General features: G+C 37.4%; 10 protein-coding genes. 1 reads left to right on the top strand and 9 read right to left on the bottom strand.

The genetic code is table 11. The features are described 5' to 3' along the window. Positions 1–5: 5 nt before the first annotated feature. From CUN60_RS02330 to CUN60_RS02290, 9 genes are all read right to left on the bottom strand, one after another. The gene (locus CUN60_RS02330; RefSeq protein ID WP_102950486.1) at positions 6–863 is read right to left on the bottom strand and encodes an isoaspartyl peptidase/L-asparaginase; all 858 of its coding nucleotides are present in this window, start codon (positions 861–863) and stop codon (positions 6–8) included. Further along, positions 860–1,684 (bottom strand): cyanophycinase, encoded by an 825-nt coding sequence (locus CUN60_RS02325; protein ID WP_102950485.1) that lies wholly within the window; start codon positions 1,682–1,684, stop codon positions 860–862. Before CUN60_RS02325 ends, CUN60_RS02330 begins: the two co-directional genes overlap by 4 nt. 153 nt (positions 1,685–1,837) lie before the next feature. Then, on the bottom strand, positions 1,838–3,538 hold the full coding sequence (locus CUN60_RS02320; RefSeq protein WP_102950484.1) for a Mur ligase family protein: 1,701 nt from the start codon (positions 3,536–3,538) through the stop codon (positions 1,838–1,840). Between the two features lie 10 nt (positions 3,539–3,548). Continuing rightward, positions 3,549–6,356: a cyanophycin synthetase gene (cphA, locus tag CUN60_RS02315; protein WP_102950483.1), complete on the bottom strand. Its 2,808-nt coding sequence runs from the start codon at positions 6,354–6,356 to the stop codon at positions 3,549–3,551. A 408-nt stretch (positions 6,357–6,764) separates the two neighbouring features. Next, on the bottom strand, positions 6,765–7,145 hold the full coding sequence (gloA, locus tag CUN60_RS02310) for a lactoylglutathione lyase (RefSeq protein WP_102950482.1): 381 nt from the start codon (positions 7,143–7,145) through the stop codon (positions 6,765–6,767). A 16-nt stretch (positions 7,146–7,161) separates the two neighbouring features. Continuing rightward, positions 7,162–7,911, bottom strand: coding sequence for a hydroxyacylglutathione hydrolase (gloB, locus tag CUN60_RS02305; RefSeq protein ID WP_102950481.1), 750 nt, complete (start codon positions 7,909–7,911; stop codon positions 7,162–7,164). Next, positions 7,908–9,086: a trans-sulfuration enzyme family protein gene (locus CUN60_RS02300; RefSeq protein ID WP_102950480.1), complete on the bottom strand. Its 1,179-nt coding sequence runs from the start codon at positions 9,084–9,086 to the stop codon at positions 7,908–7,910. Before CUN60_RS02300 ends, gloB begins: the two co-directional genes overlap by 4 nt. Further along, complete coding sequence (locus CUN60_RS02295) at positions 9,087–10,007, bottom strand: PPK2 family polyphosphate kinase (protein ID WP_102950479.1); 921 nt, start codon at positions 10,005–10,007, stop codon at positions 9,087–9,089. A 36-nt stretch (positions 10,008–10,043) separates the two neighbouring features. Continuing rightward, positions 10,044–11,390, bottom strand: a complete 1,347-nt coding sequence (locus tag CUN60_RS02290; protein WP_158649254.1) for an aspartate kinase — start codon at positions 11,388–11,390, stop codon at positions 10,044–10,046. A gap of 254 nt (positions 11,391–11,644) precedes the next feature. Between CUN60_RS02290 and CUN60_RS02285 the strand changes: the two genes are divergently transcribed. Beyond that, a complete protein-coding gene (locus CUN60_RS02285) occupies positions 11,645–12,532 on the top strand; it encodes a hypothetical protein (RefSeq protein ID WP_102950477.1) in 888 nt (295 codons plus the stop codon). The last annotated feature ends 62 nt before the right edge of the window (positions 12,533–12,594 follow it).

Here is a 12,594-nt window from a genome sequence, read left to right as displayed (position 1 = left end):
TTTAATCACATATTATCATAAAACGTCCTGAATTCGGTACCGTCATAATAAGCATAAAGGGTTTGCGCAACACTAGTAGTTCCAGTTTCGACATAACCATCTTTATCTATAGCGATTAAACCAACATAATCACCATCAGCATCACTTTCGGCAATAGAACGCTTCACTGCTTCAGCTAAGGACATACCATCTTTGACACGGGTGTGAACTTTTGCCGCTACAGCTTTATTCACGATTTGCTCACCAATTCCGGTACACGAAATCCCCATTGCTGAAGAAGCAAAATTGCCAGCTACTGTCGGACTGTCGCCAACACGCCCTGGAACTTCAAATCCGGCTCCACCAGTAGAAGTAATAGCACACAGCCGCCCCTTATCATCTAGCACAACCACTCCAATTGTACCAGTAAGACCTTTCTTCAGATCAAGATATTCATCCCAACGTTTCTGCGTCATTGGATTATACGGCATCATTTTTAGCTTCTGATAAGCATGATTAGTCGCATGTTCTGCAGCAAGAATACTATGATGCTGCTTTTGTAACTCATAGGCTACCACTGATGGATAACGAACATTCTGAATATTAATAGCCGCAGAAAACTTGTTATTAATACTATCCATAAAAGATGCGGACATTCTTATCTGTCCATCCTGCTGAACTCTTGAACCTGTACCAGCATTGAAAATTGGATCGTCTTCAAGCATCTTTGCTGCCAATAAGGCCGTGGCAACAGCATCATCATTAGAATCAAGAAATGAATAAGCTTCCTTTAAAATAGGAAGCAAATGGTCATGATATTCAACAAACGGCGTACTGGGTGCTTCCCGCGCACCACAGCCACCATGAATAACTATTCGTTTCATACACTTTGCTTTTTATGAATAACTTCGTGCATTTTGGGATCATAACGATCACCGTCCAGCAATGTATGAATCTTAACACCAACCAGACTTATCGCATCCCCTGGTGCAGTACTTGCAACAGATGAATATTCGACCTTTGACATATCAACGATTGTTAAGGCTCCACTACCTACTGCTTCAATATCGCCATCAGGACCGATAATTGCAGCGGTGTCTTCATCAACACCAATCCCAGTTTTGTAAGGATTATATGATAATGCCGTCAACAATCTTCCCAAACGGTTACGCTGTGAAAAATGCTGGTCAATCATCACCTTATTGGTTAGCCCTAGCCCTGGAGCAATCGTAACACCACCAACGCGCGGAATCAAACCAGAATCACCTGAAGCAATCATATGTTCTGGAATGAATGCTGCCCCAGCAGATGTTCCAGCAACAGGAACTCCTTCAGCATTACGCTTACGAATCATTCGTGCAACAGTAGTTCCACCCAGTACCGTAGATAACAGTAGCTGGTTACCACCGGTCATAAAAATTCCGGTAGATTCAGTCAACTGCTTTACGAATATCTCGTTATTTGCATCCTGACGATTAACAATATTATTGTTATATATCTTAGTAACCCCTAAACGGGCAAAAATTTCAACATAGCGATCACCTGTATCTTCCAGGTTTGATGCTGTAGGAATTATCGAAATAACTGCATCTTTGCCGCCACTTAATTCAACAAACCTTTCTAACACCCGAGGATTAACTTCTTTTTCTTCGCGCCCACCAATAGGTATAATAAAGCCACGCTGCGGCTTATGTTCCATACTCATTTATTTCCTTTAGCTCATGAACATAAAATAGTTAATAACTAATAAGCCATTATAACTCAATGGCTGTAGCAAAAAAACTTTGTACAGCCATAAAAAAGATACTTAATCCATTATTCTACCAAATTTTACCAGAAAGTTCTTACATTTATGCATCTAAGATGCAACATTAACACTCTTCAATTTGGCAATAACTCCGGGGATATCTTCCTGACACAACATAATAAAAATTTGATCTTCATTACTTTTAGCGAGTGCAATTTCTGCAGCTTCAATCTCAGTATCAACTGTAGCAATAATGTTATTCTCATCAAAACCATTCTTGATCAAACTTTTTTTAAGCATCTCTGCAAGTTCACCACGTTCTGCTCCACGAGCATAATTATGGAACTGTTTGATGATGATATTGTCAATTTTATGCTCAATTACACTCTTTGCAATGTCTTTAATCATAAATTTACGATCACCAGAGAAGCCAAGCAATGCGGTCAACTTTGTTTCAGGGCCAGCAATCTGTCTTGCGAACTTGAAAATAGTTGCCACCGCAGCATGATTATGACCATAATCAACAATAAAACGGCTATTATTAATTTCAAAGAAATTAAACCGCCCTTGATTATTTTCATCATTAACAAAAGCCACTAAACCATCATGAATTTCCTGATAGGTACGCCCAAGCTCAAGACTTAGACAAATCGCAACTAATACATTTTCAATATTATGCTTTGCCAAACCTTTGTAGGTTAAATCAACATCATTGATATTAGCAATAAAATGTTTTTGTCCATCACGATGCACATAAAAAGCATCATTATCAACATAACACGCATAATCGCCATCTTTTAGATAAGAAAGAATCTCAGCTTCGGGTAGTTTTTGGCTAACATAAGCTTTAAGATTATCTATCTTCAGCATAAACTGATGGGTCAGGGAATCATCCAAATTAATAATACTATGTCCACCTGGTTTTACACCATCATGAACCAAAAACTTAGCTTCAGCTAAATCTTCGACCGTATCAATTCCATTCACACCAAGATGATCAGCGCCAACATTCATTACTGCAGCACCATTAACGCTTGAGGTAACAATCCCACGCTTAATGAGTCCCCCACGGGCAACCTCAAGCACCGCAACTTCTACCCTTGGATCAGTAAGAACAGTCTGGTTACCTCGTGGGCCAGAAAGATCCCCCTCACTAACGATTTGACCATCTACCATCACCCAGTCAGTTGAACAATAACCAACAACTTTACCAGCATGCTTATTTATAAAACTGGTTAAACGGACAGTAGTGGTTTTGCCATTAGTACCAGTTACCATGACACTAGGCACTTCATAGATTTTATCCCACGGCACATCACCAAAACCAATATCATCAAGCTTAGCAATAAACGCGCCCTTGCCGCTACCAATACTGATAGTTCCCTCGTCAATAAAGACATTTAAAGAACGTTCTCTTGCCTCTTGATAGATATTCCGCACAGTAATATAGCGTTCGCGAGATAAGACATACTCTAAATAACTAACTTCTTCATTAAAATCAGGTATTTCAAGACCATCAAATACGGCTGTCACCATATCCAACGTTATGCCTAATATTTTACATCCAGCATAAGTATAATCATATTCAGTAGGGATTGCAAAGATAAATCCTTTACTGTACACACGCTTATAGATTGGGACATCGTCCCAACCCAAAGCATCAAGAACTTTACGCAACTCAGTTTCGTATGCAGTAACAAATGCAGCCTTCTGCTCATCGCGGGTAACGATCTCCATGATCGCCCCCACATCTTTGAAGAACACATTTGCACCAGCTAGCACCCGAATCGCTTGTGCATCTTTTTGAAACATGCTAATTTCCTTAGTCGTTAAGCTCTTCTTCAACTTCAATTATTACACCACGACTATCAGAACGGATAGTTGCGTTACTAATTGCATCAGATACCAGATCAAGTTCTACTTTATCTAGTAAATGATCTTCTGCACGCATCTCAACTTCTTTAACTCGTGTGTTACTTTCAGATTTGAAGGAAGTAATCTGTTTCCAGCAACGATTTACTTTATCAGCAAATACCACTACAAAATCACCTTCGCGAGCATTACTTAAAGCTGTATTCACCGCTTCAGTTTCATCGTGAATAATCTGGATATTTTCAGACTTGGCACCGTATTTTACTAGTAATTCCTTGATTAACCCAGGTATTTCACCATCTTTACGACCACGACGGTTATCATCCTGTTTAAGCACATAGTGTGTAAAGTGAGCAGGTAATAACTTAACACTTTCCTCAATCAATTCATTAGTACGATCACCCGGGAACGTAATTACTGCAACTTTTTTACCAGGTACATTCATTTGGTCAACAAACTTACAGATCATATTGATTGCAGCCGGATTATGACCGTAATCTAATAATACTTTAAATGGATGCTCATCATAGAAATTCATACGACCTGGTGTCTGATGATAGCTATTAACAAAGGTACGCATACCATTACGTAAATCATCAAGACTCATACCCATACTGTATGAAATTGCAATAGCAAACATTGCATTCTGTACGTTATGAATAGCTTTACCTTCAAGTGTAGCAGGAATCAAATGTGTCCATAACACTGGTACATGTACACCATTATCAAAAATAGTAATCATGTCACCATTAACACCTTTTTCAATAATAACTGCCTTACCACCAAGACGGATATGCTCACGTACTAACTGATGTTGAGGATTCATTGTTACATAGAAAATATGCTCAGCTTCAGTCGAAGCCGCCATTTTCAAACATTCAATATCATCGGCATTTAATACCGCTGTCTTACGAGCTGCATCAGTTACAATACGTTTAACTTTAGCTAATTCAGCTAAGCTATTACCTGCTTTGATATCAATATGATCAGCAGATACATTCAAACACGCACCAACATCACAAAACTCATAACCAAGACCACTACGAATCAAACCACCACGAGCTGTTTCAAGTACCGCGATTTCAGTATTTGGATCTTGCAATACCATTTGTGCAGATACGGGACCAGTTGTATCACCCTTAACTGTCAATTTACCATTGATGTAAATACCATCAGTTGTAGTTAAGCCCACTACTTTACCAGCTTGTTTCCATAAATGCGCAACCATCCGAGAAGTCGTAGTTTTACCATTAGTACCAGTAATCGCAACTGTTGGAATACGTGCCTTTTCTGGCTCAGGGAATAGCATTTCCATTACTGCACCAGCTACATCACGTGGTTTGCCTTCAGTTGGCGCAACGTGCATACGGAAACCTGGAGCTGCATTCACCTCACAAATTCCACCACCGATTTCATGGTATGATTTACTAATATCAGTGATTAAGAAGTCAACACCACCAACATCAAGACCAATTGCACGAACTGCGCGCTCAGCCATTTCTTTATTATCAGGATGTACTTGATCTGTCAGATCAATTGCAGTACCGCCAGTTGATAGATTTGCTGTTGCACGTAAATAACATACTTCGCCATCTGCCAATACTGTTTCTGCAGTGTAACCTTTTTTATCTAACATTTGGATTGCTTGATAATCAAGGAATAGTTTTGTCAAAACTTTTTCGTGTCCAACTCCACGGCGTGGATCCTGATTAACTATATCTACTAATTCAGCAATAGTCTTTTTGCCATCACCGATTACATGTCCAGGTACACGTTTGGCAACTGCAACCAGTTTACCATCAACCACTAGCATACGGTGATCTTCACCCTGGATGAATGATTCTACAATTACCTGACGTGACACTTCTGCTGCAACGGTAAATGCTTCAACAATTTGCTCATCAGTAGTCAAATTGATTGAAATCGCACGACCATGATTACCATCAAGCGGCTTAACCACTACCGGAAAACCAATTGCGTTGGCAGCACGCACAGCTTCACGCGCCGAAGTAACAATTTTCTGACGTGGCACTGGTAAACCAAGGCTATCTAATAAATTAGCACAAGCACCTTTATTACATGCTAACTCTAGTGCAATATGGCGTGTTTCACTGGTAATTGTTGCTTGAATACGTTTTTGATATTTACCATAACCAAGTTGCACCAAAGAAGCTTCATTTAAACGCAAATAAGGAATATTACGTTCAACTGCCGCGTCAATAATTGACTGGGTACTTGGACCAAAATTCATTTTTTGCGCAAAACGGATAAAGCGTACTTTTTCCGCTTCAAAATCAAAGTCTTCTGCAACTTTATGCTCAACCTGAGCTTTAATTTCATCAGGCATAATTGAAATCAACAAGTCACGAGCCAGTTCGCAAGCGCGAATACCAACATCTTCTTGTTTATATTCAAATACTAAATTATATTCACCATCTTTACCTGTGGTGCGTGTACGACCAAAGCTAACCGGCGTACCTGCCAAAGTTTGAATCTCAAGAGTTACATGCTCCCAGATATGACCAATCCAAGTACCTTCATCTTCTCTAAGCCTACGAATAAAACCACCCTCTTCACCGTGTGAACAGTGATGTTCCTGCAATGAAGGAACTGCAGCAATCAACTTCTCAATAAAACTTTGCCCTAGCTTGACAGACGGATATTTTTCCAAAACACCTATATCAACCACATGACGAATTACCGGAAAATTTGCATAAATATTTGGCCCAACATATACGTTAGTCGCTAGGATTTTCATTTCACATACCCTGTAAAAAAATATTAAAACCAGCTCCTATTTTATAGCAAATCTCGGATTTAGTTGGTACATTTTGATACAAAAATAATACTGCAATGCACAATTATAGATAACCCTCTTATTTTTGAAATTTATAAAAAACAAATCAATACATTAAACAATCAAGCCACAATAAACATAGATGCATTTTGCAACATTTTTAATAATTTACCAAATATAAGCAATAAAAATAATTGCAAAATAAGCAATAAATAAAACATAAAAACAACATAAACTATAAAAACCTAAAAAAAAACTTAATTTTGCATGAGAAAAAATACATCTTTTAGGGAAATTTGCGTGCTAAAAATGAAAAAATGCCTCATAAAAAGAGGCATTTAAAAGAGAATACTCAAAAAAAGAGCTTAACTATTGCTGGATCAATTCTATCTTATATCCATCAGGATCAGCGACAAATGCTATTACAGTAGTACCATGCTTCATTGGCCCTGGTTCACGCGTAACCACCCCACCATTTAATTTGGCAACTTCACACGCTTGATAAATATCATCAGTACCTAGAGCAATATGCCCAAAGCCAGTTCCTAAATCATAGGAATCAGTATCCCAATTATGAGTTAGCTCAATCACTGTATTTTCTTTTTCATTGCCATAACCGATAAAAGCAAGGGTAAACTTACCTTCCGGATAATCATTCCGGCGAAGTAACTTCATCCCGAAAGCTTTAGTGTAAAAATCAATACTCTTATCCAGATTACCAACACGCAACATCGTATGTAAAATTCTCATTCGTATTCCTTATCTTTTAAAAATTATTTCGTATCATTCTTAGCTGTTTAAAATATTCAAAACCATTAGTAATTACTGATTCTGATTTTTTACCAACAACGGACCATAATCTAGCATCATTATCACGCAAAAACAGATTATATTTTAACTCATCGCTTAGCACAGTTGGCAGACTATTTTGCTTTTCGAATAGTTTGCTGTCGATCTTATTTATAAAGTCAGCATAGTACTCCTGATTTTCATTATCCAATTCAAGAGTAAAACGCAGATTATTTAAGGTATATTCATGAGCTGGATAGAAAAGCACATTATTATCAAGCCTTTTTAATTTAGCTAGCGAATCATACATAAGCTGATAATCATTGGTAAAAACTCTGCCACAACCTAGTGAAAATAAAGTATCACCACAAAAAAGATGCTTATTATCAAATAAATAACAAACGTGCTCATACATATGCCCAGGAGTTAGAATAACCTGAATCTGAGGAAAACCATCAATCTGAACATTACTAGCATCAGTTAATTGATCTGAGAAGTTATCAACAATCTGTGGCGAATATTTATTAACTAGCCCAGCTACACCACCGATATGATCACTATGCCCATGGGTTAATAGGATACTATCCAAATGAAGATTATTTTGCTGCAAAAACTCATCCACTGATTCAGTAAGGGTGGGATCAACCACAATTGCTGATTTTTGGTTATAAATAACCCAGATATAGTTATCATTTAGTGCCCGCAAGGCTTTTATCTGATAGTTCATATTTTTGCCATTGCCTGCTCTAGATCAGCAATAATTGTTTCGGCTGCCAATAGGCCTAAAGAAATTCGCACCAAATTTGGTTTCAATCCCTTTACCTGAACCTTATCATAATCATCTGCCACATATGGCGCCATAACCAAATTTTCATAGCCACCCCAGCTAAACCCAAGATGAAAGGTAGTCAGGCTATCAATAAATCTTGCCAAACCAGCGTAATCTGAAATATCAAGTTCAAAACTGATAAGCCCGGTATAGCCATTAGCTTGCGACCAGTAGAGTGCTTTTTCTTCTTCATTATATGCTAAAGGATGATTCACCTTAACTATTTTAGGATGAGCAAGTAAAAATTCAACTACTTTAGCCGTCGGTAACTGAAGAGCCTCAAGTCTTGAAGGCATAGTTCTTAATCCGCGTATCAGCAAAAATGAATCATGTGGAGACAATACCGCACCATGTAATTTGAACGCATAGATATCAATATCATGCATTAGCTTCCGTGAAGTAATAACCGCACCAGCCATTACATCGGCATGCCCACCTATATACTTGGTACAAGAATGAACCACGATATCAATACCTAAAGTTAGTGGCTTTTGATAAAGTGGTGTCGCAAAAGTATTATCTATTACCGATAGCAGATTATGTTCACGGGCAATCTTAACTAATTTACGTAAATCTACCACCTGAATATCTAAACTTCCCGGAGATTCAACATAAATCATTCTGGTATTAGTCTTAATCGCAGAACTTAATTCATCAAGATTATTTGTCCGAAGATAACTATGCGTAATGCCAAAGCGCTCAAGAAATCCGGCATAGATCATTGTTGGCGCATAGATAGTATTAAAAAATATAATGTGATCACCAGTTTTCAGATGTCCAATTATTGCCGCACTAATTGCCGCCATTCCGGATGAAAATACCCGGCAAGCTTCGCCCTGCTCTAGACGAGCTAGTTTACCTTCTAGTACATTAGTGGTTGGATTATTCCCACGAGTATAAACGTACTGATGATGCTTATGCAGATGATAATTACGATAATCTTCAAAGCATTTGAATGAAAATAATGAACTTTGCACAATTGGTGGAGTTATTGCGTTATATGAATTACCCTCATCAACTAGACAAATTTCCTTATCTCCTGCTGAGATTGAACTCGCATAGTGAGTAGCCATTTAATCCTCCTCACTTTCCAAATCAAGTTTAGCATGCTTCAAAGCATCTATTTCTGCTTTAGTTAATTTGGGAAAATCAATATCTAGTCCATTAATTGAATCGGCAATAATATCAGCAATTATCGCCCGGGCAATTTTCTTATCATTTGCTGGGACTATCACCCATGGCGCATAAGAATGTCCAGTATTAGATAATAAATCTTCATAAGCTTCTACATAGTTATCCCAGAATTTGCGTTCTTTAAGATCAGCTGGTGAAACCTTCCAATATTTAGCCTCATTAGTCAAACGATCAAGTAAGCGGTTTTTTTGTTCAGCTTTGGATATATGCAAGAAGAATTTCAAAACAACAATTCCATTCCGCGCCAAATGTTTCTCAAATGCATTAATATCCTCATAACGAGATTGCCAGAAATCTTTATTAACTTCTGGAGTGAGTTCGCTAGGTAATTGCTCCATATATTCAGGATGAACTTTAACCGCTAGGACATCTTCATAATGCGAACGATTGAAAATAACAATCTCACCGCGTGCCGGAACGGCTTTCTGATAGCGCCATAAAAAATTATGCGAATGTTCTTCTGCGGTTGGAACTTTAAATCCCTGTACCTTACACCCTTGTGGATTTACTCCACTCATGATGTGGCGGATAGTTCCATCTTTACCCGAAGTATCCATCCCCTGCAAAATTATCAAAACCCCATATTTCTTACATGCCCATAATTTTTCATGAGCAGCAATCAGCTCTTCACGGCTTTTTTCCAACACTTGAAAAGCTAAATCATGTGCTTTCTTTTTCCCAGCTTTTTTTACATCTTCTTGACGATAGTCACTTGGATGTTTGGATAACTTAACCTTTTCTAGCTTACTAATAACAATATCTTTAAATTGCTTGTTTATCCTTGGTTTGGTGATAGACATTTAATTTCCCCTTTTAATTAAATAATATGTAATTAGCTAGCTTATAATAAACTGATCATGGAGCTTAGGAACAATTTTCTCAATACTCTCACTCGCGATGACCATACTTAGATTAATATTACTCGCACTATAAGACAGCATTTCGGCTTTTAAACCTTGATCTTCAAGAAGGTTAAAGACGTTTTGCATCAATAAAGGAGTATCCATAATTTTTTCACCAACTAGCGAAATACTACCTAATCCACTACGATATTCTGCAACTGCAAATTCATTTAATTGTTTTAATGCATCTTCAAGATTTCCGACATTATCAAGCGTAACTGAGACACTAACTTCCGAAGCACTTAGCATATTTACTGAAATATTATTTTCACTTAATATAGCAAAAACTCGTTGTAAGAATCCTTTAGACAAAAACATGTCCGGAGAACTGATATTAATTAGCGGAACATCCTTACGCCAAGTAACAGCTTTGACATGATGGGTATTATCTGCATCATGATTAATTAAGGTACCGTGATTATCCAGGTTAAACGTATTTAAGACCCGTACCGGAATATCTGCCTTAACTGCAGGCTGAATCGTTCGTGGATGAAGGACTTTTGCACCAAACATTGCAAGTTCGGCGGCTTCCTGATAAGAAAGCTGATTTATTAATCGGGCATTTGTTACTTTTCTTGGATCCGCCGAAAAAACCCCATCAACATCAGTCCAAATTTGAATTTCTTTAGCACCAATCGCATAGCCAATTATTGCAGCCGAATAATCCGAGCCACCACGACCAAGAATAGTAGTTTCACCATTAACCGTCGCACCAATAAAACCAGTAATCACCGGAACTATTTCATTTTCAACTAAGGGCAGGATATTTTTCTTAGAATGTAAAATTGTCTCGTCTGATAGAAAATCAGCGCCACCAAAATTATTATTAGTAATTATGCATTTAGTGGCAAGAAGTCTTTCTGCCTGAATTTTATTATTTACAAGATAACGACTGATCAAGTAAGATGACATTTTCTCACCAAAAGCAACAATGCTATCATGCCGTGCAAGTGAGGAACTAAAATCATGTGCTTGCATAATATCTTCAAGCTCTTCAAGATAAAAATCAATTTGTGCACTAGCATTTTGATTACACGGAGAATTTTGACTAAAAATATTATCAATCCATTGCTGATGCTTTAGACGTATTTCTGCCAAGATATCCTGTATCTCACCTTTATTACTAGCATTACTCAATTTTACCAGTAAGTCGGTTACACCACTTAGGGCTGATACAACAATAATTGGCTTTTGCTCTAGATTGCTTCTCACCTGTTTTGCAATTGCTGCAACACTTAAAGGATTAGTTACTGACGTCCCCCCAAATTTCATTACTAGCATTCTTTTACTCCCACGCATCTTGATCTGAAATCATTATTTTAGCGCAAACCCTAGCATTCATGTGGATATTCAAACTAAATCTGCCAGCGGAGATAATAATATTTTGCAGCGCAACAAATTTAACCACACACACTATCGATAACACTCTGATTTTAAACAATATTAACAAATTAATTTATTTTATAAATTTGAATAAGGATAAAAAAACAATCTCTCATTATAATCCCGGCATGTTTAATTTACTGGAGTACTTAATGAAGAAATTACTATACTTAATCGCTATATTTTTTATCGGAAAGACTTATGCTGTCAATACCAACCTTCCACCTAGCACAACAATTAACTCATCAGAGTCAGACATTATCTTAACTAAAGAAGAAATTCGGGCATTAAAAAAACTGGCTGAACAGCAAAAAATCGAATCCTATTCCGGTGATTTGGGAACCGCACCAATAGATAAAACTATTAGTTCAACCGGAGCTGCTTTAGAAGAAACACCTTCAGGTCCACAGGTATTTGCCTTTTTTAGCCAAACTCTAGCAAATGGTTTATACTATGAAGGTCGTTTATATACAAAATATAATATGCAAAGCCAAAACCCAGCTTTCCCAGATGTTCCAGCTTCATCAGAGAATAATCCTGAAGGTTATAAGGCTGTGTTTAAACTTGGATATAACTTTCATATAACTGATGATTATGATATTACACCATATTTACGACTAGAAGCAGGTAAAAATATGAGTCTGGTATATGCAGACACGCAAGGAAATTATATTAACTCAACAAATTATGCAATTTTACCCGGCTTTAAACAAACTTTTAAGTTAAGTGATAAATTTGCGCCATATATAGACATCTATGGTGGATTATCACAAGTCTCACTGACCGGAAATCTAACAGAAGGACCAACTCCAAATCAAACCATGAATGGTAGCGTCCAGCAATATCAACTTACCACCGAACTGGGTTTTGCCTACAAGATTACGCCACATCAGGCAATTATCCCATATATGCAATTTGTCTATAATAGCAATAACCCAGATACCATTGCAGCTGAACCATATAGCAAAGGTGGATTTAATATTAGCGAATTAAGTAGTAGTCAACAAGTGTATGCAATAAAGTATAGTTACTCATGGTAAAGATGAAGTTCTGACATTATTATATCCATACATTATCAGAAATTAATTAAAGATAAATATAA

Source organism: Aquella oligotrophica (genome assembly GCF_002892535.1).
Taxonomy (GTDB): Bacteria; Pseudomonadota; Gammaproteobacteria; order Burkholderiales; family UBA11063; genus Aquella; species Aquella oligotrophica.
This window is presented reverse-complemented; position numbering and strand designations above follow the sequence as displayed.